The organism is Lentzea sp. NPDC020367 (genome assembly GCF_044387305.1).
GTDB lineage: Bacteria > Actinomycetota > Actinomycetes > Mycobacteriales > Pseudonocardiaceae > Lentzea.
The window spans coordinates 205,855-227,336 of the sequence record NZ_JBIRVV010000003.1 but is presented as its reverse complement, the minus strand read 5'-3'; the positions used below and the strand labels follow the sequence as shown (position 1 = coordinate 227,336).

Below are 21,482 nucleotides of genomic sequence, written 5' to 3'. Positions count from 1 at the left end.
TCCTGTGGTCTCGACCTAACTGGAGGTCAAGCGCCGGTTCGCCAGCACCGGCAGGACTTCACGAGCCCGTGCCACGGAGTCGAGATCCAGGTCCACGATCGTGTCGGACGGCTGTTCCGACAGCTGCACCACGATGTTCCCGAACGGATCGGCGACGGTCGAGTACCCGATCCCGGTGGGCGCGGACGACCCGAGATCACCGGGATCGGCCTGCCCGCAGGCCACGACGAACGACGTGCAGTCCAGAGCACGCGCCCGCACCAGCAGCTCCCACTGCTCCTTCTTGCCCGGCCCGGCACCCCACGACGCCCCGACCAGCACCGCGGAAGCACCCTCGTCCGCCAGCGCCGTGAACAACGAGGGGAAGCGGATGTCGTAACAGGTGGCCACGCCCAACGTGACGCCGTCCACCTCGAACGTCACCACGTCAGAGCCCGGCGCGACCGTCCGCGACTCCTGGAAGCCGAACGCGTCGAACAGGTGAATCTTGTCGTAGCCGACGTGGATGTCCGGCCCGGTCACCAGAAGCGTGTTCGTCACGCGGTCACCGGAAGGCGTGAACATCCCGGCCACCACCACGACGTCGTGCGACGCCGCGATCTCGTGCACCGCAGAGGCCCACGGCCCGTCCAACGGCTCCGCGACAGGCCCGAGAGGCACGCCGAAACGGCACATCGTGGCCTCGGGCAGCAGAACGACCCGTGCGCCCTCGGCCCTGCGCACCGCGTCGCGGACGAGCTCCAGGTTGGAGCGGGGATCGGTGGTCGAGCTGATCTGACTCACGGCGACGCGCATGGGGATCACTGTAGGGTCCGACTCGTGCGTTCCCCACTGCTCCTAGTCGTGTTGCTGGCCGTCGCGGGCTGCACCGAGACCCCCACACCCCGCCCGGACGGTGGGCAGAACGGCACCTCGATCGTGCTCGCCGACCGCGACGAGCCGACCACGCTGAACCCGCTGCTCGGCTACGGCGTGCAGGGCGTGTCGAAGATCTACGACGGGCTCGTGGAGCACCGCCAGGACGGGTCGCTGACCCCGCAGCTCGCGGCGGATCTGCCCGAGCCGGCGGTGGACGGGCTGAGCTGGACGGTCAAGCTGCGCGGCGACGTGAAGTTCACCGACGGCAGCACGTTCGGCGCCGAGGACGTGGTCGCCACCTACACCGCCGCGCTGCAGAACCCGGTCAAGGAGCGGTTCAGCACCCTCAAGGGCGTCGAGCAGGTCGACCCGTCGACGGTCCGGTTCACCCTGACGCAGACGCAGGCGGCGTTCCCGCACCTGCTCGTGCTCGGCATCCTGCCCAGTGAGCAGGCGAAGCCGGACGGTCAGCCGATCGGCACCGGCCCGTACAAGGTCACCGAGTGGAAGAAGGGCGACCGGCTGCTGCTGGAGTCCAACGACGCGTACTTCGACGGCGCGCCGAAGGTCAAGAAGGTCACGGTCGTCTTCGTCACCGACGACAACCAGCGCGCCCGCCGCATGCAGGACGGCGAGTTCGACGGCACGGTGCTGCCGCCCAAGATCGCCACGCAGTTCGCAGCCAAGTCCGGCCTGCAGGTGAACTACCACCGCAGCGCCGACTACCGCGCCGTGCGGCTGCCGATGGCCAACCCCGTCACCGGCAACGCCTCCGTCCGGCTCGCGCTGAACTTCGCCGCGAACCGCCAGGGCATGATCGACAGCCTGCTCGAGGGCAAGGGCACCATCGCGTACACGCCGGTGCCGGACGCGCTGGCCGAGGAGTTCGACCCGACCGCGAAGTTCCGCTTCGACAAGACCGAGGCGACGCGGCTGCTCGACGTGGGCGGCTGGGTGCCCGGCACGGACGGCATCCGCGTCCGCGAGGGCGTCGCGGCCCGTTTCACGCTGATGTACCCGCTGGGCGACGACCTGCGCGCCGACCTGGCCACGGCGTTCGCGGCCGACGCCAAGGCCGTGGGCGTCGACGTGCAGCTCGCCGGCCTTTCCTGGGAGGCGATCCGGCCGCGGATGGCCCAGGACGCGCTGCTCTACGGCGAGGGCTCGCCGTTCGACCCCGACCTGATGCTCTACGACCTGCGCGGCCAGGGCAGCCCGGCCGCCGACGCCGCGCTCGAGAACGGCCGCAAGCTCATCGACCCGGCGCAGCGGGCGGTGGCGTACAAGCTCTTCCAGCAGGCCTTCATCGCCACGCCGTCGATGGCGGTGCTGGTCTTCCCCGAGCACGCGTACGTGATGCGCGACTCGTGGAACGGCTATCAGCCCGTGGTCGACCCGAACTCCTACGGCGCGCTGGCCTGGGGCCCGTGGTGGAACCTGGAGAAGTGGGAGCCTAAGTAGTCCGGGCGTTGATCTCGCGGACGGCGCGGTCCGGGTCGTCCGCCCAGAACTCGACGCGTTCGACCGGCCGCACGCCCGTCTTGCCGAGGTTCACGAGCTGCGGCTCGTGGAACGGCACGGACACGTTCGTCCTGGTCAGCGACTGGATGACGAGCGCGTCGCCGATCACCTCGACGCTGCGCTGCCCCTTGTGGGTGCGCTCGGCGACCTGGGCCGCGCCGAGGTCCGCGGTCGGCAGGCGCCAGTCGAAGAACCCCAGCTGACGCAGCCGCAGCTCGTCCTCGGAGATCGTGTGCGGCTGCTTGGCCAGCACGTAGAGAGCGCCCATGCACACGACCGCGTTCAGCACGCCCAGGACGATCAGCGTGATGAGCAGCCACGGGATGTCCAGGGCGAACGCGACCAGCGCGATCCCGACCGCCGTGATGATCAGGAACCGCAGGTACCTCGGCCGCATGCGCTTGCCGTAGGGGATCTCCACCATGGTCGTGAGCCTATTTTCGCAGCGCGCCGACCATGCCGTCGGGGTCGTCGGTCCAGAACTCGATCTTCGTCACGTCGTGCGCGCCGCGCCGGCCCAGGTCGATCTCCTGCGGCTCGGTCAACCGCAGTGAAACGTTGGTGGAGTTGGAGATCTCCAGGACGAGCGTGCCGTCCACAACGGACCGCGTCCTGTGCAACGCCCGGCTCGTCGTGCCCTGCGTCACGCTTTCGATGGCGGCCAAGGGAATTCTGTATTCGAACTCACGCGCGTACCGCAGCCAGAGGTACCGCTCGTCCACCGAGTGCTTGAACTTGTGGAGCATCCACAGCTGCCATCCGAGCAGCAAAGCGCTGATCACCCCGAACGCGAGCAGCACGGCCCGCAGCCAGAACCACGGCACGATCAGTTCCACGAGCAGGATCTCCAGCGGTGTCACCACGATGAACACCCAGAGGAACGGTCTTACCTGTGCGCTGTAACCAAAAGTTTGATCCCCCATGAGTTCGATGGTGGCACAGTGGAGTCCGTGAGCGACCTGATCTTCCTGGACAGCGCCGGTTCCTCGATCCCGCCCGCCGAGGTGGTGGACGAGGTGATCGGGCACCTGCGCAGGGAGACCGAGATCGGCGGCTACCGGGCCGCCGCGGAACGCCGTGCCGACATCGAGGCGGGCTACGGCGTGCTGGCCGAGTTCTTCGGCTGCGAGCCCTCGGAGGTCGCGTTCACCGACAGCGCGACCCGGTCGTGGCTCACGGCTTTCGACGCCGTTCCGTTGGGGAAGGGCGACCGGATCCTCGTCACCGAGGTCGAGTACGGCGGCAACGCGGTGCCGATGCTGCGACGTGTCGAGGAGACCGGCGCGATCATCGAGGTGATGCCGTCCGACCGGCACGGGCAGCTCGACGTGGACGCGCTGGAGCTGGACGAGCGGGTCAAGCTGATCTCGCTCGTGCATGTGCCCACGAACGGCGGTCTGGTCAACCCGGTCAACGAGGTCACCGCGAAGGCCCGCGAGGTCGGCGCGCTCGTGCTGCTCGACGCCTGCCAGTCGACCGGCCAGATCGACCTGCGCCACCACGACTACGACATGCTCGTCTGCACCGGCCGCAAGTGGCTGCGCGGACCCCGTGGCACGGGCGCGCTGGTGGTGCGGAACGAGGTGCGGCGCAGGCTGAAGCCGCGCCTGATGGACCACAGCGCGGCGGAGTGGGTCGCGCCCGACCGCTACGAGCCGCGCGACGACGCGCGGGTGTTCGAGCTGTGGGAGTACAGCGTCGCGGACCGGCTGGGCATGATCGCCGCCGCGAAGTACGCGCTGGCCAGAGGGCTGGACGTGATCGAGGCCGAGGTGGGGGACCGCGCCAAGCGTTTGCGCACCGGTCTCGCGAGCATCCCCGGCATCACCGTCCAGGACCTCGGCGAACGGCAGTCCGGCATCGTCACGTTCACGAGCGACCGGGTGCCGGCGATGGAGCTCAAGGACCGGCTCTGGCAGCGCGACGTCGCCGTCACGGTGTCGCAGAGCGGGTCGACGCTGATCGACATGACCCGGCGGGGCCTGGACGAAGTAGTGCGGGCCTCCCCGCACTACTTCGTCACTCCTGAGGAGATCGATCAGGCGCTGGACCGGATCAGCAGCTCACGTTGATGACGCGCTTCACGCAGTCCGAGTAGCCGACGAACAGGTCGACGGCGCGGTCGTTGCGACTGGTCTGCGTCGCGATGGCCGTGTCACGCGGGTAGAAGCCGTTGAGGCCGCCGCTGCTCGGGAACATCTCGAAGGTGTACGACCAGATCTTGTGCGTGCCCCACATCCAGTCGTCGATGCTGCCGTCGGTGATGTACAGGTCGCTCGCCTGCTCCGGCGTGTAGCCGTTGGTGGCGGCCATCTGCTGGCCGAGCGTGCGGAACGCGCGTTCCTCGGTCGCGTCCAGGCCCGGCGCGGTGTTCGCGGTGGTGTAGCCGAACGGCCACAGCACGAGCTCCGAGAACGAGTGGAAGTCGATGTTCGTCTTGATCTGCTGGACGCCACCGACGACGCGCGAGTTCACGAAGTTCTTGATCACGTTGGTCTCCGGCGCCGAGAACGCCGCCGTGCCGCGGTAGGTGTCCGACGTGCTGGAGCCGCTGGAACCGCCGCAGCAGCCCCACTTGAAGCCCCAGTTGCGGTTGAGGTCGGTGCCGTTGCCCTGGCGGTTCTTGCGCCAGCCGCGGAACGAGCCCGTCTCGATGTCGTACTCGACACCGTCCGGGTTGACCATCGGGACGAACCAGATCTCGCGGCTGTCCACCAGGCTCTTGATCGCCGGCGTGGCGTAGTTGTCGGTGTAGCGCTTGATGATCTGCAGGCACTGCTCGACCGTCAGGTGCTCACGGGCGTGCTGGTTGCAGGTGAAGATGACCTCGGGTTCGCTCTCGTCGGTCGCGACGTTGTCGCTGAGCTTGAGCGCCCAGATGTCCCGGTTCTGGTAGCTCTTGCCGATGCTGCGCAGGCTCGTCAGCGTCGGGTGGTCCCGGACGGTCTGCTGCAGCTCCGCGGTCATCTCCGCGAAGTTGTGGTAACCCGTGTAGCCGGACGGGAAGTCCTGCGTGCCGATCTGCCCCGGCTGCGGGTCCTTGAAGTCGACCTTGCCGAGACTCTTGAGCTGCTGCTCGAAGTCGCCGACGTACTTGAGCGGCAGACCGGTGGCCTGCAGGGCCCGGTACTGCGCCTTGTCCGCGACGACCGAGATCGTGGTGAGCTTCGTCGCGCCGAGCACGTCGACGCCGATCTGGGCGACCTGGGTGCGTTCGGCGGACGTGTTCGCGGTGACTTCCAGCAGGTAGCGGCCGGAGTCGGCGTTGCTGGGTGCCGCCATGCCCGCGACGAGCACGGGCAAACAGATGGCGAGCACTGCGGCGATCTTGCCGCGGCTCTTGCTGAACATCTTTCCTCCATCATCAGCAGGGGTTTGCGACGGAGTGGTGCTCGACCGAGCGTGGCCGTGGTGTCACAGCCTGAGGTAGCGCCGATAGCGGGCTGACCGTTGACAGATTTCTGCAGGAACTAGGCTGTCAGACATGCTCAGCCGCATCGACCTGCGAGGTCGCACCACGACCCCTGCTCAGCTGCGCGCCGTCGTGCCGCGCGCCGAGGTGGACGTGGACGCGGTTCTGCATCATGTACGTCCGATGGTGGCCGCGGTCGCCGAACGCGGTGTCGACGCGGTTCTCGAGTACACCGAGAAGTTCGACGGCGTTCGTCCTGATTCCGTCCGTGTGCCCGCTTCGGCCATCGCGTCCGCTTTGTCCTCGCTCGACCCGGCCGTGCGCGAGGCGCTGGAAGAGGTGATCGCGCGCACCCGGCGCGTGCACGCCGACCAGCGCCGCACCGGGACGACCACGCAGGTCGTGCCCGGCGGCACCGTGACGGAGAAGTGGGTACCGGTCGCGCGCGTCGGCCTCTACTCGCCCGGCGGGCTCGCCGTGTACCCGTCGACGGTCGTCATGAACGTCGTGCCGGCGCAGATCGCCGGTGTCGAGTCGCTGGTCGTGTGCTCGCCGCCGCAGGCCGAGTTCGGCGGCCTTCCGCACCCGACGATCCTCGCCGCCGCCGCGTTGCTCGGCGTCGACGAGGTCTGGGCCGCGGGTGGCGCGCAGGCCATGGCGCTCATGGCGTACGGCGGTGTGGACACCGACGGTGCCGAACTGGCCCCGGTCGACATCATCACCGGTCCCGGCAACATCTACGTGACCGCGGCCAAGCGGTTGCTGCGCGGCCTCATCGGCATCGACTCCGAGGCCGGCCCGACCGAGATCGCGATCCTGGCCGACTCGTCCGCCGACCCGGTGCACGTGGCGGCCGACCTGATCAGCCAGGCCGAGCACGACCCGCTCGCGGCGTCCGTGCTGGTGACCGACTCGGTCGAGTTGGCGGACGCCGTGGACGTCGAGCTGGAGCGCCAGGTCGGTGCCACCAAGCACGTCGAGCGGATCCGGACGGCGCTGGGCGGCAAGCAGTCCGCCACCGTGCTGGTGTCCTCTGTGGACGAAGGTGTCCGGGTCGTCGACGCGTACGCCGCCGAGCACCTGGAGATCCAGACGCGCGACGCCCGTGAGGTGGCGGCGCGGATCCGTTCGGCCGGTGCGATCTTCGTCGGTGCGCACTCGCCGGTCTCGCTGGGCGACTACTGCGCCGGCTCGAACCACGTGCTGCCGACCGGTGGCTGCGCGCGGCACTCGTCCGGGCTGTCCGTGCAGACGTTCCTGCGCGGCATCCACGTGATCGACTACTCCGAGGAAGCACTGCGCGAGGTCGCGGACAAGGTCGTCGCTCTCGCCAACGCCGAGGACCTGCCCGCGCACGGGCAGGCTGTGACAGCGAGGTTCTCTCGATGAAGCCAGTGGTGGGCGCGCGGGTGGAGCTTTCCGATCTGCCTCTGCGCGAGGACCTGCGCGGCCGCACGCCCTACGGCGCGCCGCAGCTCGACGTCCCATATCGCTTGAACACCAACGAGAACCCGTACGCGCCGACCGACGCTCTCGCGGCCGACGTCGTCGCGGCGGTCGCCGAGATCGCCGGTGAGCTGCACCGGTACCCGGACCGTGACGCGGTGGCGTTGCGCGAGGACCTGGCGGCGTACCTGACCGAGGCGACGTCGGTGACGCTGACGTCCGAGAACGTCTGGGCCGCCAACGGGTCGAACGAGATCCTCCAGCAGATCCTGCAGGCGTTCGGAGGTCCGGGCCGGGTGGCGCTGGGCTTCGAGCCGTCGTACTCGATGCACCCGATCATCGCGGCCGGCACGCGCACCGAGTGGTCGCCGGCCCCGCGCCGTTCCGACTTCTCGCTGGACGTGGAGAAGGCCGCCGCGGTGATCGCCGAGACGCGCCCGGACGTCGTCTTCGTGACGTCGCCGAACAACCCGACCGGCCAGTCGATCCCGCTTCCCGACCTGCGCCTGCTGATCGCCTCCACCACCGGCATGATCGTGGTGGACGAGGCGTACGCGGAGTTCTCCCCGCAGGAGAGCGCGATCAAGCTGCTCGACGAGTTCGGTTCGCGCCTGATCGTCTCGCGCACGATGTCGAAGGCCTTCGCGTTCGCCGGCGGCCGTCTCGGCTACCTGGCGGCGGCTCCGGCCGTGGTCGACGCGCTGCAACTGGTGCGCCTGCCGTACCACCTGTCCGCGCTGACGCAGGCCGCCGCGCGCGCCTCGTTGCGGCACGGCCCGGAGACGTTGGGGTCCGTGGCTCGCCTGTCCGCGGAACGCGACCGGGTGTCGGCGGCGTTGGCGGACATGGGTTTCCAGGTCGTGCCCTCGGACGCGAACTTCGTGCTGTTCGGCTGGTTCGAGAACGCGCGTGAGGTCTGGAAGTCCTATTTGGACCACGGCGTGCTCATCAGGGACGTCGGAATCGCGGGTCACCTGCGGGTGACCATCGGAACGCCCGAGGAGAACGACGCTTTCCTCGCGGCCAGCAAGGAGGTCAGCCGGTGAGTCGTGTCGGCAAGGTGGAACGCACCACCAGGGAGTCATCCGTCTACGTCGAGATCGACCTGGACGGCACCGGCCAGGTCGAGATCAGCACGGGAGTGCCGTTCTACGACCACATGCTCACCGCGTTCGGCGTGCACGGCAGCTTCGACCTGATCGTCCGCGCCACCGGCGACACGCACATCGACGCCCACCACTCGGTCGAGGACATCGCGATCGTCCTGGGCCAGGCGCTGCGGGAAGCGTTGGGGGACAAGAAGGGCATCCGCCGCTTCGGCGACTGCTGGATCCCGATGGACGAGACCCTCGCGCACGCCGCGGTGGACGTCTCGGGCCGCCCGTACACCGTGCACCGCGGCGAGCCGGAGCAGTTCAACAGCTTCGTGATCGGCGGCAACTACCCGTTCGTGCTCAACCGGCACGTCTTCGAGTCGCTCGCCTTCCACGCCCAGATCGCACTGCACGTGCGCGTCGAGTACGGCCGCGACCCGCACCACATCGCGGAAGCCGAGTACAAGGCCATCGCCCGCGCCCTGCGCACGGCCACCGAGCCCGACCCGCGCGTCGGCGGCGTCCCGTCGACCAAGGGCGTCCTCTGATGCCGAAGGAAGTCGTCGTCATCGGCCTGCTGGCCCTCGCGGGCTTCCTGGCCGGTGGCGTCTACACCACGTGGAAGACCGCCAAGTTCATGGCGATCATCCTGCTGGTGCTGACCGTGGTGGCGGTGGGCGGCGCCGTTCTCTGGCTGCTCTAGCCCTTGCGGGCGAGCACCCAGTGGAACGTCGCCGGGTCCGGCTCGTGCATCGTCACCAGGTCGTCGACGACGATCTCCAGGTGCTGCGAGAGCAGGTCCCGGTTCACGTCGGGCGTGTTGCTGCCGAAGAACATCTCGACGCCGAGCCAGGTCTCGGTGACGTCCGGCGTGCCGCTGCCGAGCGAGGCCAGGAACAGGCCGCCGGGCTTGAGCCAGCGCGCGATCTTCGCGATGAGCGCGGGCTGTTCGGCGCGCGGCACGTGCAGGATCGAGTAGAACGCCGCGACGCCGTCGAACTCTCCGTCCGGGAAGTCGAGCGCGGTCATGTCGCCCTTCTCGAACCGTGCTTCGGGCACGTTCGCGCGGGCCAGGTCGATCTGCCGCTGGGACAGGTCGACGCCGAGGACGTCATGCCGTTCGGCGAGCTTCCGACCGCACGGGACGCCCGCGCCGCAGCCGAGTTCGAGAACTTTGGCCTTGCTGGGCAACCGCTCGTCGAACGCGGCGAGATAGCGCAGCCGGGGGTCGTCGGCGATCTGGGCGGACCAGTCGAGGTACCGCTGCGCGATGGCGTCGTAGCCGTCCTCGACGGTCCGTTTCACGTCGTGGCCAGGTAGCCGGCCGGAACGTGCTGCGCGAGCCACACCCCGTTGGCGCTGAGCCGGAACTCGTGCCCGTCCGCGTGCATCGCCTTGGCGTCGACGGTCAGGATCAACGGCCGCCCACGCCTGGCTCCCACGCGCCGCGCGGTCTCGCGATCGGGCGAGAGGTGCACGTCGTGGCGCGACATGGGCCGCAGGCCGTCGCGCATGATGTCGTCGAGGTACTGCGCGACGGTGCCGTGGAACAGCTGGTCCGGCGGGATCGCGGCCGGCAGGCCGAGGTCGACCTCGACGCTGTGACCCTGGTTCGCGCGGATGCGGTCGCCGTCGATGCTGAAGCGCTTCTTGTCGTTGCGGTCCACGACCTCGCGCAGGTCCGCCTCGGAGATGTCGAGCGCGGTCAGGAGGTCGGCCACCGGCACCCAGCCCGACGGGTCGAGGGTGAGGCCGACGCGCTCGGGCTGGTGCCGGAGCGCTTTGGACATCCGCTTCGAGAGGCGGATCATTCGTTCGTCGTTCATTTGCTCCTCAGGAAACCACAGCGCGTCCACCGGTTTTTGCGGTTCCTAGACGGTGCCGCCTTCGAGGGCGGGCTTGAGCTGCGGAGCCCCCGGCCCGTGTGAGGCCTGCTCGTCGTCGATGTTCTGCAACGCGCAGCTGCGCAACGACAGGCAGCCGCACCCGATGCAGCCGGTGAGGCGGTCGCGCAGCCGGTAGAGGGCGTCGATGCGCGCGTCGAGCTCCGTCTTCCACGAGCGGGACAGGCGTTCCCAGTCGGACTTCGTCGGCGTGCGGTTGTCGGGCAGCTGGGCGAGGGCGTCGCGGACGTCCTCCAGGGTGAGGCCGACGCGTTGCGCGGTGCGGATGAACGCCAGCCGGCGCAGCACGGAGCGCAGGTAGCGCCGCTGGTTGCCCGCGGTGCGGACGGAGGTGATCAGACCCCTGTCCTCGTAGAAGCGCAGGGCCGTGTGGGGGACGCCGCTGCGCTCGGCGACCTGGCCGATGGTCAGCATTTCCGGCAACTTGCTCACCGGATCATGGTAACCGCTTGACCTCCAGCATGGTCGAGGTTGAACAGTGGGTGGCATGCAGCGGCTACCAGAGCTCTTCGCGAGGATGACCGGGGACGAGAAGCACGAGTGGGCGGCGGCCTCCACGGTCGACGTGCTCTGGGTCCTCTACGACAAGGTCCTCAACATCACGCCCGCCACCGTCGCCGATCCCGACCGCGACCGGTTCCTGCTCTCCAAAGGACACGGCCCGATGGCCTACTACGCCGTGCTGGCGGAGAAGGGTTTCATCGAAGAGTCCATTTTGGACGACTGGACGTCGTGGGACAGCCCGCTCGGCCAGCACCCCGACCGGGTGCTCGTGAACGGCGTGGAGATCAGCAGCGGCTCGCTCGGCCACGGGCTGCCCATCGCGGTGGGGACGGCGATCGGGCAGCGCGTCGCGGGGAGTCGCGGCCGCACGTTCGTGCTGGTCGGCGACGGTGAGCTGGACGAGGGCAGCAACCACGAGGCGATCGCGGTGGCGTCGCGGCTCGGGGTCGCGAACCTCACCACGATCGTGATCGACAACCAGTCCGCCAGGTACGGCTGGCCCGGCGGCATCGCCCAGCGGTTCGCCGTCGAGGGCTGGCAGACCGCCGAGATCGACGGCCGCGACCACGAGGCCATCTTCACCGCACTGACCGCGCCGCACGACCGCCCGTACGCGGTGGTCGCCAAGATCGAGAAGAGCTACTGATGACCACCATGCGCCAGGCCTTCGTGAAGGCGGTCAACGACGAGATCGCCACCGACCCGCGCATCGCCGTGGTGACCGCGGTGATCTCCAGCAACGAGTTCCCGCAGGAGAACGAACGCGTCGTGGACGTCGGGATCCGCGAGCAGACCATGGTGGGCGTGGCGAGCGGCCTGGCGCTCGCCGGGCTGCGTCCGGTCGTGCACAGCTACGCGCCGTTCCTCGTCGAACGGCCGTACGAGCAGATCAAGCTCGACATCGGACATCAGGACGTGGGCGCGGTGTTCGTGAGCATCGGCGCGTCCTATGACGACCCGGCGTGGGGCCGCACGCACCAGTCACCCGGCGACGTCGCGTTGTTCGACACGTTGCCCGGCTGGACCGTTCACGTACCTGGACACCCGGAGGAGGTGACGCCGCTGCTGCATCAGGCGCTGAAGGACGACAACCGCGTCTACGTGAGGCTTTCGCTGCACGAGAACACTCAGGCGTATCCGGTGGGGGAGGGATTCACGACGCTGCGCCACGGAAAGCGCGGTGTGGTGGTCGCCGTCGGGCCGATGCTCGACCGCGTGCTCAAGGCCGTCGAGTGCGAGAACGCCGACGTCACGGTGTTGTACGCGGCCACGGTCCGGCCGTTCGACTCGGACGGACTGCGCAAGGCGGTGCAGGACACCGATCACGCCGACGTGATGGTGGTGGAGCCGTACCTGGAGGGAACCTCGTCTCATCTTGTGTCCGAGACACTGCAACAAATCCCGCATCGCGTTCGTTCTATAGGTGTCAAACGACACGCAGAGCTCCGCAACTACGGCACGGCCGAGGATCATGACGCCGCGCATGATCTCGACGTGGTCGGGCTGGGGAGTGCTGTGCGGAGTTTCTTCAGGGGGTGAAGAAACATGTTGGCAGTCATGGGGGATGACTGGACCGGCGCGCCTTCGCGCTCGGTGTGATGGTCAGCCGGAAGGGTGCGATCGGGCCGGATGCCCGGCGCACCCTTCCGCCGTTCGCACCCCTGCCCGTCTCGAAACGCGAAAACCTTGGCATGTCTGCCTGGACGCGCGAGGCGGACCAGGAATGATGTTGACCGTGAGAATGCTGATCTGGACCCCGTTGAACGCCGCCGAACTGCAGAAGGCCATGCACAGCGGCAACGTGGGCCCCGCGGCACTCGTCCCGGTCCCGTCCGGCACGGTGCTGCTGCCTCCTCCGGCCACCAAGCTCAACGAGGCCGCGTACATGACGAACAGGGTGCGCAAGCTCGGGGGCGGCGCCGCGCTGGCCGTCTGGAACGACGAGGCCGCGTTGCTCTACATGTTCACCACGACGCTCGGCCGCGCCTCGATGTGGGGCTCGCGCGAGGCGGTGCTGCGGTTGTCGGCGCAGGCGAAGCAGTCAGGGCCCGTCGGACTGTTCTTCGACCGCATGACCGCGGGCATGGTCAACCTGCGTGAGAAGGAGAAGTGGCAGCTCGACGCCATCGACAAGCTCACCGCGCTGTACCCGGCGGCCAGTCGCAAGGCCACGCTCGAACGCATCCGCGACTTCGAGAACGGCCACGCGGCGATCCCCGACTTCTTCCGCGCGGCGGGGCTGCAGGAGGTCGCGCAGGTCGCCGAGCTCACCGAGCAGGGCCGGGCGGACGTCGTGCTGCAGACGCTCGAACCGCCGCGCGCGCAGATGTGGCCGCTCGCGCTGATCTTCCCGTTGATCGTGCTGACGGCGTTGGTGACGGTGCTGCTCAACATCCCGGCGTTCGTGTACTACGTCGTCGGCGGTCTGCTTCTCGTGTTGATGTCCGGGCTGCTGGTCATGCTCCGGCGTCGGCTCGTGCGCACGAAACCGATCAACACCGTGTTGCCGGTCATCCCGGTCACGCAGGGTGCGGTCCCGACCGACTAACCTGGACGGCGTGGCACGCGTCGTCGTACTTGACTATGGATCCGGCAACCTGCGCTCCGCCGAGCGCGCGCTTCAGCGGGTCGGCGCCCATGTCGAGGTGACGTCGGACCAGAAGACCGCGCGCGAGGCGGACCTCCTCGTCGTACCCGGTGTCGGTGCGTACGCGGCGTGCATGGAGGGCCTCAACTCGGTGCGGGGCGCCCGGATCATCGGCGAGCGCCTCGCCGGCGGCCGTCCGGTGCTCGGCATCTGCGTGGGCATGCAGATCCTGTTCGAGCGCGGTATCGAGCACGGCGTGCTGACCGAGGGCTGCGGCGAGTGGCCCGGCACCGTCGAGCGGCTCGAAGCGCCGATCGTGCCGCACATGGGCTGGAACACCGTGCGCACGCCTGAGGGTTCGAAGCTCTTCGCGGGCCTCGACAAGGACACGCGGTTCTACTTCGTGCACTCCTACGGCGTGCGCCGGTGGGAGCTGGAGCCGGCCGAGCACCTCAAGCCGCCGCTGGTGACGTGGGCGGACCACTCGGGCGACGAGTTCGTCGCGGCGGTCGAGAACGGGCCGCTGTGGGCGACCCAGTTCCACCCGGAGAAGTCCGGCGATGCCGGGGCGCACCTGCTGCAGAACTGGTTGACTAGCTTTTCGTGATCACACGACTGCTGACGGTAGCCGCGATCGTGGCTGCCTGCGTTGCCGTGCCTGGGGGCGCGCACGCCGCACCGGCACCGTTCCACGACGACTTCGACAACGCCGTGGACGCCGACCCGACCTACGGCCTGAACGACAACCTCAAGCAGCGCCAGGGAACCGGCGCCGTCACGTACAGCCGGGTGTCCGGCAGGTGGAACACCGGTGACGTGCCGCGCCCGTGGTTCGCGCAGGTCGGCCATCCGAACCACCGCGGCAAGCTGTCGCTGCACCTCGGCACGACGGCCGTGCGGCTCGACGCACCGTCCACCGGGTCCACGATCTCGGCGACGCTGACGCCGGTCGCGGGCGACCGCACGTCCGGCGACTGGTCGTCGATCGCGTTGGGACGTTCGGCGAACAGCTGGGGTTATGTGTCCAATCAGGACATCGACCTCGGTTTCCTGGTGCGCGCCAACGGAGGCGTGCAGATCTTCCAGCCGGGCAAGTCCGTCGTGACGCTGCCGGCGTTCGCCGTGGCCGGGGACGACGGCTCGTTCGACGTGACGCTGAAGCTCGCCGGGGCGAAGCTCGACCTCACGGTCAACGGCGAGCACGAGACGATCACGCTGGGCACGGCGGTGCCGACCGAACGGCTGTGGGTCTACCTCGGGCGCTACTCCGACAACGACAAGACCGTCAGCCTCGTCGACGACCTGCAGATCGAACGGCTCAACTCCGACGACCTGCGCAAGCTGCCTGGGTCCCAGTTGCGCTACTACGGCTACTTCGGTGCACGGCTGAACCTCGCGGGTGGCAACCACCTGCCGGAGGTGCGCGGCCGAAGCAACCTCAACTGGGTGCAGATCAGCGACGTCGACGCCTACCGTCCCGAGGTGTTGCAGGACTGCGCTCCCGCCGGCTGTGTCGTCCACACGGGCAACGAGTTCTTCGACTGCGACGCGGCCGGCTGCCCGCTGCACCCGAACGCCGCCGAGCGCTGGCAGGTCCTCGCCTCGAAGGTGCGGCCCTACCTCGACCGCGTGGCCGGGTTCGTGCTGCAGGACGAGCCGTTCCACCACGGCGCGAGCTTCGCGGACGTCGAGTTCTCCGCCCAGCAGATCAAAGACACCTTCCCGGACAAGAAGGTCATGCTGATCGAGGCGGGTGTCCGGGTCGACGACGCCTTCCGCGTGCCCGCCGCCGTCGACTGGGTCGGCTTCGACGAGTACTGCGTCGGCTACGAGGCGTTGGAAGCGCGCATGACCAAGCTGGAGGACCGCGCTCCGGGCAAGGAGCTGTTCCTGCTGCCGGAGGCCGCGCCGCAGTCGTGGTGCGCGGACCGGACGGACGCGGACCTCGAAAGCACCCAGTACCTGTACATGGCGCTGGCACGGCAGCACCCCGCGTTCGTCGGAATCATGGTCTTCGGGCCGTGGACGGGCGTCGGACCTGCCGCGACGGGTCCCGGCACACCGGTCCCGTCGAAGTTCCCGCGCGCCACGGAGGCCCAGGAGCGCGTGGCCGCCCTCGTGCTCGGGGACGCTAGGCTGCTCGGGTGACGTTCACACTCCTCCCCGCTGTTGACGTGGCCGACGGTCGTGCCGTCCGGCTCGTGCAGGGCGAAGCCGGTACCGAGACGAACTACGGCGAGCCGCTCGACGCGGCCTTGCAGTGGCAGCGCGACGGAGCGGAGTGGATCCATCTCGTCGACCTCGACGCGGCGTTCGGCCGTGGCTCCAACCGCGAGCTCATCGCCCGTGTCGTCGGCGAGCTCGACGTGAAGGTCGAGCTGTCCGGCGGCATCCGCGACGACGCGTCGCTGGAGGCCGCGCTGGCCACCGGCTGCGCCCGCGTGAACCTCGGCACGGCCGCCCTGGAAGACCCGGAGTGGTGCGCGAAGGCGTTGGCCGCGTACGGCGAGAAGATCGCGGTGGGCCTCGACGTCCGCATCACCGAGCAGGGCCACCGGGTCAAGGGCCGCGGCTGGACGTCGGACGGCGGCGACCTCTGGGAGGTCCTCGACCGGCTCGACCGCGACGGCTGCACGCGTTACGTGGTCACCGACGTGTCGAAGGACGGCACGCTGACGGGCCCGAACGTGGAGCTGCTGCGCGAGGTCTGCGCCCGCACCGACGCACCGGTGATCGCGTCCGGCGGGGTGTCCACTGTGGACGACCTGGTCGAGCTCGCCAAGCTGTCGCGCGACGGCGTGGAGGGCTCGATCATCGGCAAGGCCCTGTACGCCGGCAATTTCACGCTCCCGGAAGCACTCGCTGCGGTCCGTTGACCACGGTCTCAATGTGAGCGGCCGCGGCCGCGTGCGTCACACCCGTGTTGTGCAGCACGTCGGCCGCGGTCCCGTCCGCTTCGAGCAGTACGCCGAGCAGGATGTGCTCGGTCCCGATGAACATGTGGCCCATCCGCAGCGCCTCGCGCACGGCCAGTTCGAGGGCCTTCTTGCAGTGCGTCGTGTACGGCTGCTTCTCCGGCCGCTGCTTGGCCTCGGTGTCGAGCCGGTTGAGGGTCGCGATGCGCGTGCTGCCGTCGCCCGACTCCAGCTTCGCGATCGTCTTGGCCGCGAGCCCCGCCGACTCGTCGAGCAACCCGAGCAGCAGGTGCTCGGTGCCGATCCGCTCGCTGAACCGCGCGTGGTGCCTGGCCAGCGCGATCACCCGGCGCGACCGCTGCGTGTAGCGCTCCGTCGAGGGCTTGGACAGCTCCGGCGACTCCCTGGGCACGAACCGCTTCTGCGCGGCCTGCTTCGTCACGCCGAGGCTCTCGCCGATCTCGGCCCAGCTCGCCCCGCCGCGCCGCGCCTCGTCCACGAAGTGGCCGATCAGGTGGTCGCCGAGCTCGTTGAGCTGACCGCTCAGCTCGACTGCCTTCGCCAGGCGCACCAGCGCGTCGTCGGCCTCGCGGGCGACGGTGACGATGAGGTCGGTCAACTGGATCACGCGTCAACTCTAGGTTGACGCCGAGTGTCGGGTCAACCTCGGGTTGACGCATCAACGCGGCCTCAACGTTGACGCGCACGATCCATGTTGACTCAACATGGACGCGAGGGAATCAACGTTGACGCGTCTGGTCAATGTGCACTGGAGAGCGGAAGACAACGTTGTCATCGGCGAGCGACGCCCGCATGGTGGGTTGAGCGGATCCAGTCAACGTTGATCCAGCGGCGTCCACGTTGAGTCAACGTCACCGGGCGCTCTCAACGTGGACCGGCGTCGTCAACGTGGACCGGGCGTCGTCAACGTTGATCAGGTCGGATCAACGTTGACTCGACGTTGATCTCAGCTCGCCGCCGTGATCCGGATGCCGATCGACCCGGTCCGCCCGCGCCGCAGCTTGCTGCCGGTCACGGTCACCCACCCGAACAGCCCGTACTTCTTGGAGATCCGCGACCGCACGTCATCGCTCGCGGCCTCGTCGACGAGCGCCGCGTGGGCCTTGACCGACTCGCCCTTCGGGTTGCCGCGGACGTCGCACGGCCCGATCTCGACGTCACCGCTGCGCCGGATCCGCTTGACCTTGCCGCTGTCCGTGGCGCTCCAGGCGTAGATCACGCCGTCGTTCTCGCCCGGCACGACCCACACCGGCGTGGGTACCGGGGTGCCGTCCTTGCGGAAGGTCGTCAGCAGCAGGTACTTGCCTTCGCCGAGTTCGGTGATCATGGCCGCGCAGCGTAGTCCTCGCACGCCCCTTGTAGGCTTTCCCGCATGTCAGTCGCGGTCCGTGTCATCCCCTGTCTCGACGTCGACCGGGGCCGGGTGGTGAAGGGCGTCAACTTCACCAACCTCGTCGACGCGGGCGATCCCGTCGAGCTGGCCAGGGCCTACGACGCCGAGGGTGCCGACGAGCTGACGTTCCTCGACGTGACGGCCAGCAGCGGCGACCGCGAGACGACCTTCGACGTGGTCCGCCGCACCGCCGAGCAGGTGTTCATCCCCCTCACGGTCGGCGGCGGCGTGCGCAGCCCCGAGGACGTCAACAAGCTGCTCCGCGCCGGCGCGGACAAGGTCAGCCTCAACACCGCCGCCATCGCACGTCCCGAGCTGCTCAGGGAGTGCTCGGAGCGATACGGCGCGCAGTGCATCGTGCTGTCGGTCGACGCGCGGCGCGTGCCCGGCGGCACCGGCTTCGAGGTCACCACGCACGGCGGCCGCACCGGCACCGGCATCGACGCCATCGCCTGGGCCGCGAAGGGCCAGGAGCTGGGCGTCGGCGAGATCCTGCTGAACTCGATGGACGCCGACGGCACCAAGGCAGGGTTCGACCTCGAACTGATCGACCTGGTGCGGCGCGAGGTCGACGTGCCGCTGATCGCGAGCGGCGGCGCCGGCGCGGTCGACCACTTCCCGCCGGCCGTCGCCGCGGGCGCGGACGCCGTGCTGGCCGCGAGCGTCTTCCACTTCGGGCAGCTCCGCATCGGCGAGGTCAAGGACGGCCTGCGCCAGGCGGGTGTCGTGGTGCGATGAAGCCCGTCGAGGTGCGGGTCGCCTCGGCGGTCGCGTTCGGCGGCGCCCTGGTGTTCTTCGTGGTCGGGCTGATCCTGTGGCGCTCGACCGGCGACGCGGACGTGCTGAAGCTGCCGTCGTTCCTCGCGGTCGTGGAGCTGCCCGTGGCGGCCGCCCTGTTGCTGCGCCTGCGTTTCATGCACTACCCGGCGATGATCGTCTTCATCCTCGTCGGGCTGCTGCACCTCGTCATCGTGCTCGCCGAAGGACCGGCGTGGGCCCGTGTCGCGTCCGGGGTGCTGTCCGCCGTGCACATCTACGGAGTGGTCCTGCTCAACACCGGACCGGCTCGTGAACACCTGGGAGGTCCCCGTTGAGCAACGCGCTCGATCCCGCCATCGCCCAACGGCTCAAGCGCACCCCGGACGGCCTGGTGTGCGCGGTCGCCCAGCAGCGCGGCACCGGTGAGGTGCTCATGGTGGCGTGGATGGACGACGAGGCGCTGCACCGCACCCTCACCACCCGCCGTGCGACGTACTACTCGCGCAGCCGCCAGCAGCTGTGGGTGAAGGGCGAGACCTCCGGGCACACCCAGTACGTGCACGAGGTGCGGCTCGACTGCGACGGCGACACGCTGCTGCTGACCGTCGACCAGGTGGGCGCGGCCTGCCACACGGGCGACCGCACGTGCTTCGACGCCACGGTGCTGCTCGCCGGCGCGTGATCAGTCCAGGTCGCCCATCCTGGCCCTGAAGTCCATGAGAGTGTTTCTGGCGAGTGGTATGTCGACCGCCATGTACTGCCGGGCGTTGGCGAGCAGGACAACACCAATCGCTTGGTCTTCTTGCACTGTGGATGTGGTCACGTTGAGGCTGCTCAGAGCTTCGGGATCTAGTTCGTCGTGGAAGACCTCGACGAGAATCTGACAGAACAGCAGGTAGCAGGCAGCCTCCGCGCGGAGGTTCTCCAACTCGGTGCGCGGAGACTGTTCTGGCGCGGGCCAGATGCGCCATGCCAGCTTCTCCAGCTCGTTCAGTTCGGTGCCGGCGACCAGCTGAAGATCGTTGATCAGAGCATGTGGCTGGCCGTCGTCCTCGTCGGTCCTGATCGCTTGTCTCGCGCTGTGTCCTAGTGCACGGACCTTGACGGTCAGTTCGTTGCGCACCAGTGCATGTGTGATGTCACCGAGCCGTGTGTGCTTGTCGTTCAGATCGTGCAGGGCGATCGCCACTCGTCCTAGGTCTCTCGGCAGCCCACCGGACAAGCAGTGACACAGCCAGACGAAGGGTTGTGGAATCCCCAGGGCACGTTGGGCGAGCCAGATTTCCGACTCCTTCAACGTGAACGATTGGACATTGATCATGGTCGTGAACGCGCTGTCGAAGGCATCGCGTGCAGGCATGCCACGCCGCTCGAACGCCGTCAGGGCGTCGTCCGACACCGAAACCAGGAACAAGCAACCTCGCACACCGAAGATCCCCTTGATCTCGTTGAGGAATCGGTGAGCCTCTTCGGGGTCGGAGATCTTGTCGAGTTCGTCGATGCCCACCACGACTCCGCTGAGTCTCGTGGGCTCAGCACCGAGCACGTCGACAACCAGTTCGAGGAATTCACGAAGGCGTTCCACCACCTCGGGATGGGTCCACGGTTGTTCAGTTTTCGCCAGCGACCGGCTGAGCCCCAGGTCGATGCCGCGTGGGCCGCTGATCTTGCCCGACCAGCCCTCTGTGTGCGTTTGAAGAAAGCGGATTCTTCGCAGGTGCTGCTCTGCGAGTGTGCGGAGCGCGGTGTACCTGGAGTCGTGACGGCCGTGCGTCGTGCGGGAGCGGGTCCGTCGCCAGAGCAGGATTGCAGTGCCTTTCACTAGGCGCCAGACCAGTCTGCGTATCAGCGTAAAGAAGGCCGCCACTACGAAGCAGGCGCACAGAACCGCGACGCCGTGCCGCCATTCCAGTTGGCGCAATGCCGCATCAGGATCGGTTTGAGCGGTCGCAGCGAGGCGCGCGAGTGTTCGCTGTGCGGCCTCGATGTCAGGGAGAGAGGCCCAGCTCCAATGCAACGTCAGTGCGGCGATGCCCGCAGCCAGTCCGAGCAGGACAGCTGTGCGGAGCAGCCCCCGGCCCATGTCCGCCAGCGAGGCGCGGAGCCGGTGTGTGCGATGCAGGCGGCGCCATTCGCGGCGCGTCTCAGTCCCGTCCTCGTCGCGAGAGCTGTCCAGGAAGTCCAGCACTGCTCGGCAGACTCGGCTGTGGATATGCAGCACGAAATCCCGCGCGTCATAGCGCACGGGCGCGGTGGTCATGACTCCGAGCATCGACCGCCATTGATCGGTGAGCTCGTCGTGAACAGCTCGTTCGACGATCGTCGTCTTGCCCGCGCCGCGGGTTCCCGCGAGCCCGACAGCTGCAGGCATCAACCGGTTGACCTCGCGGACGCACTTCTCGACCGCACCCGTTCGCACCAGCGGAAGGCGATCGGGAGGCATCATGAGTCCACTTGTGTCGCGCAGCCGCAGCTCCAGGGCGAAAGACGGCGTCGCCTTGCGGTGCAGCCATTCCCGCAGTTCTGGAATCAGGACTTCATCCCTGAGCTGGCGATGCTGCTCCGCAAAACCCGCGGGGATGCCGAAGAGCAGCCGGACTTGTGTTCGAGCCCAGGTGGTCCACCTGCCAACTGTGGGAGGAAGTCCGTACCAGGCCAGGAACCAGGTGACTGCGAACACGGCGAGCCACCCGATCGCGACGGCTGTCCCAGGTAGCCAGGTGCCGATCAATGCGAGCGTCAGCAGCCAGGTGGCCGGAACCGCCGCGGCCGCGCACAGAGCCCGCCTCTCCTGCCGCGTGAAGGTCCATTCGTCGGGCCACAGCGCTGGCATCTGAACCTTGTGCACCGCAGCGGCGCGACTGCGGTTCGTCATTGGCTCGTAGGCGCGCCTCGCACCTGCTCGCACGGTCGGGTCCAGCGCGACTGCGGACGCGACATGCTCCCAGTTCAGTTTCAGGAGCTCGATCTCGTCCGTGAACTCTGGCCGCCGAACCAGCCGCCTCAGTGTGAACTCCAAGGCAAGGTCGAACCACTCAGGGTCCCCGCCTTTGCTCGCCACCGCGCCC

The 21,482-nt window shown here is 68.5% G+C and carries 25 protein-coding genes; 15 read left to right on the top strand and 10 right to left on the bottom strand.

Annotation, left to right across the window (positions count from 1 at the left end):
* Positions 1-15: 15 nt before the first annotated feature.
* Positions 16-795, bottom strand: a complete 780-nt coding sequence (locus tag ACH413_RS13365; protein ID WP_360041614.1) for a carbon-nitrogen hydrolase family protein — start codon at positions 793-795, stop codon at positions 16-18.
* Positions 796-819: 24 nt separating this feature from the next.
* On the opposite strand from ACH413_RS13365, the gene ACH413_RS13360 reads away from it, so the two are divergent.
* The gene (locus ACH413_RS13360; RefSeq protein WP_360041611.1) at positions 820-2,319 is read left to right on the top strand and encodes an ABC transporter substrate-binding protein; all 1,500 of its coding nucleotides are present in this window, start codon (positions 820-822) and stop codon (positions 2,317-2,319) included.
* Here ACH413_RS13360 and ACH413_RS13355 read toward each other — a convergent pair.
* Positions 2,312-2,803 carry a hypothetical protein gene (locus ACH413_RS13355; RefSeq protein ID WP_360041609.1) on the bottom strand — a complete coding sequence of 164 codons (492 nt, stop codon included), beginning with the start codon at positions 2,801-2,803 and terminating at the stop codon, positions 2,312-2,314. The genes ACH413_RS13360 and ACH413_RS13355 overlap by 8 nt on opposite strands.
* A gap of 10 nt (positions 2,804-2,813) precedes the next feature.
* A complete protein-coding gene (locus tag ACH413_RS13350; protein ID WP_360041606.1) occupies positions 2,814-3,251 on the bottom strand; it encodes a hypothetical protein in 438 nt (145 codons plus the stop codon).
* A 78-nt stretch (positions 3,252-3,329) separates the two neighbouring features.
* Between ACH413_RS13350 and ACH413_RS13345 the strand changes: the two genes are divergently transcribed.
* Positions 3,330-4,451: an aminotransferase class V-fold PLP-dependent enzyme gene (locus ACH413_RS13345; protein ID WP_360041603.1), complete on the top strand. Its 1,122-nt coding sequence runs from the start codon at positions 3,330-3,332 to the stop codon at positions 4,449-4,451.
* Here the strand turns inward: ACH413_RS13345 and ACH413_RS13340 are convergent.
* Complete coding sequence (locus tag ACH413_RS13340) at positions 4,435-5,730, bottom strand: M14 family metallopeptidase (RefSeq protein WP_396424977.1); 1,296 nt, start codon at positions 5,728-5,730, stop codon at positions 4,435-4,437. The two genes, ACH413_RS13345 and ACH413_RS13340, sit on opposite strands and share 17 nt — an antisense overlap.
* A 133-nt stretch (positions 5,731-5,863) precedes the next feature.
* On the opposite strand from ACH413_RS13340, the gene hisD reads away from it, so the two are divergent.
* Genes hisD through ACH413_RS13320 form a run of 4 tightly spaced genes read left to right on the top strand, consistent with a single transcriptional unit; the run spans position 5,864 to position 9,034 of the window.
* Positions 5,864-7,180, top strand: a complete 1,317-nt coding sequence (gene hisD, locus ACH413_RS13335; RefSeq protein ID WP_360041600.1) for a histidinol dehydrogenase — start codon at positions 5,864-5,866, stop codon at positions 7,178-7,180.
* Positions 7,177-8,283: a histidinol-phosphate transaminase gene (locus ACH413_RS13330; protein WP_360041597.1), complete on the top strand. Its 1,107-nt coding sequence runs from the start codon at positions 7,177-7,179 to the stop codon at positions 8,281-8,283. Before hisD ends, ACH413_RS13330 begins: the two co-directional genes overlap by 4 nt.
* A complete protein-coding gene (hisB, locus tag ACH413_RS13325) occupies positions 8,280-8,879 on the top strand; it encodes an imidazoleglycerol-phosphate dehydratase HisB (protein ID WP_360041594.1) in 600 nt (199 codons plus the stop codon). Before ACH413_RS13330 ends, hisB begins: the two co-directional genes overlap by 4 nt.
* Entirely contained in the window at positions 8,879-9,034 is a 156-nt protein-coding gene (locus ACH413_RS13320) for a hypothetical protein (protein ID WP_360041591.1), read from the top strand. The genes hisB and ACH413_RS13320 overlap by 1 nt, the downstream gene beginning before the upstream one ends.
* Here the strand turns inward: ACH413_RS13320 and ACH413_RS13315 are convergent.
* The 3 genes from ACH413_RS13315 to soxR are packed head-to-tail and all read right to left on the bottom strand — an operon-like array spanning position 9,031 to position 10,649.
* A complete protein-coding gene (locus ACH413_RS13315; protein WP_360041588.1) occupies positions 9,031-9,636 on the bottom strand; it encodes a class I SAM-dependent methyltransferase in 606 nt (201 codons plus the stop codon). The genes ACH413_RS13320 and ACH413_RS13315 overlap by 4 nt on opposite strands.
* Positions 9,633-10,157, bottom strand: a complete 525-nt coding sequence (locus ACH413_RS13310) for an RNA 2'-phosphotransferase (protein WP_360041585.1) — start codon at positions 10,155-10,157, stop codon at positions 9,633-9,635. Before ACH413_RS13310 ends, ACH413_RS13315 begins: the two co-directional genes overlap by 4 nt.
* Before the next feature lie 45 nt (positions 10,158-10,202).
* Positions 10,203-10,649: a redox-sensitive transcriptional activator SoxR gene (gene soxR / locus ACH413_RS13305; protein ID WP_245822099.1), complete on the bottom strand. Its 447-nt coding sequence runs from the start codon at positions 10,647-10,649 to the stop codon at positions 10,203-10,205.
* 73 nt (positions 10,650-10,722) lie between these two features.
* Here soxR and ACH413_RS13300 point away from each other — a divergent pair, with 73 nt between their 5' ends.
* The 6 genes from ACH413_RS13300 (at position 10,723) to priA (ending at position 16,202) form a co-directional block, all read left to right on the top strand.
* Positions 10,723-11,385 (top strand): thiamine pyrophosphate-dependent enzyme, encoded by a 663-nt coding sequence (locus ACH413_RS13300; protein WP_360041581.1) that lies wholly within the window; start codon positions 10,723-10,725, stop codon positions 11,383-11,385.
* Positions 11,385-12,278, top strand: coding sequence for a transketolase C-terminal domain-containing protein (locus tag ACH413_RS13295; protein WP_360041579.1), 894 nt, complete (start codon positions 11,385-11,387; stop codon positions 12,276-12,278). The genes ACH413_RS13300 and ACH413_RS13295 overlap by 1 nt, the downstream gene beginning before the upstream one ends.
* Before the next feature lie 196 nt (positions 12,279-12,474).
* Positions 12,475-13,287, top strand: a complete 813-nt coding sequence (locus tag ACH413_RS13290; RefSeq protein WP_360041576.1) for a hypothetical protein — start codon at positions 12,475-12,477, stop codon at positions 13,285-13,287.
* Positions 13,288-13,297: 10 nt separating this feature from the next.
* Complete coding sequence (hisH, locus tag ACH413_RS13285; protein ID WP_360041573.1) at positions 13,298-13,933, top strand: imidazole glycerol phosphate synthase subunit HisH; 636 nt, start codon at positions 13,298-13,300, stop codon at positions 13,931-13,933.
* Complete coding sequence (locus ACH413_RS13280) at positions 13,930-15,474, top strand: hypothetical protein (RefSeq protein WP_360041570.1); 1,545 nt, start codon at positions 13,930-13,932, stop codon at positions 15,472-15,474. The genes hisH and ACH413_RS13280 overlap by 4 nt, the downstream gene beginning before the upstream one ends.
* Positions 15,471-16,202, top strand: coding sequence for a bifunctional 1-(5-phosphoribosyl)-5-((5-phosphoribosylamino)methylideneamino)imidazole-4-carboxamide isomerase/phosphoribosylanthranilate isomerase PriA (priA, locus tag ACH413_RS13275; RefSeq protein WP_360041567.1), 732 nt, complete (start codon positions 15,471-15,473; stop codon positions 16,200-16,202). The genes ACH413_RS13280 and priA overlap by 4 nt, the downstream gene beginning before the upstream one ends.
* Here the strand turns inward: priA and ACH413_RS13270 are convergent.
* On the bottom strand, positions 16,168-16,869 hold the full coding sequence (locus ACH413_RS13270; protein WP_330273353.1) for a Clp protease N-terminal domain-containing protein: 702 nt from the start codon (positions 16,867-16,869) through the stop codon (positions 16,168-16,170). The genes priA and ACH413_RS13270 overlap by 35 nt on opposite strands.
* Before the next feature lie 339 nt (positions 16,870-17,208).
* On the bottom strand, positions 17,209-17,589 hold the full coding sequence (locus ACH413_RS13265) for a PPOX class F420-dependent oxidoreductase (RefSeq protein ID WP_360041563.1): 381 nt from the start codon (positions 17,587-17,589) through the stop codon (positions 17,209-17,211).
* 45 nt (positions 17,590-17,634) lie between these two features.
* On the opposite strand from ACH413_RS13265, the gene hisF reads away from it, so the two are divergent.
* From hisF to hisI, 3 genes are read left to right on the top strand one after another with little or no spacing between them, the layout of a single operon-like run.
* Entirely contained in the window at positions 17,635-18,393 is a 759-nt protein-coding gene (gene hisF, locus ACH413_RS13260; RefSeq protein WP_360041560.1) for an imidazole glycerol phosphate synthase subunit HisF, read from the top strand.
* The gene (locus tag ACH413_RS13255) at positions 18,390-18,749 is read left to right on the top strand and encodes a hypothetical protein (RefSeq protein ID WP_319977264.1); all 360 of its coding nucleotides are present in this window, start codon (positions 18,390-18,392) and stop codon (positions 18,747-18,749) included. Before hisF ends, ACH413_RS13255 begins: the two co-directional genes overlap by 4 nt.
* Positions 18,746-19,096, top strand: a complete 351-nt coding sequence (gene hisI, locus ACH413_RS13250) for a phosphoribosyl-AMP cyclohydrolase (protein WP_319977262.1) — start codon at positions 18,746-18,748, stop codon at positions 19,094-19,096. Before ACH413_RS13255 ends, hisI begins: the two co-directional genes overlap by 4 nt.
* Here hisI and ACH413_RS13245 read toward each other — a convergent pair whose 3' ends face one another.
* The gene (locus ACH413_RS13245) at positions 19,097-21,475 is read right to left on the bottom strand and encodes a hypothetical protein (RefSeq protein ID WP_360041556.1); all 2,379 of its coding nucleotides are present in this window, start codon (positions 21,473-21,475) and stop codon (positions 19,097-19,099) included. It abuts the gene before it with no gap.
* Positions 21,476-21,482 lie beyond the last annotated feature (7 nt).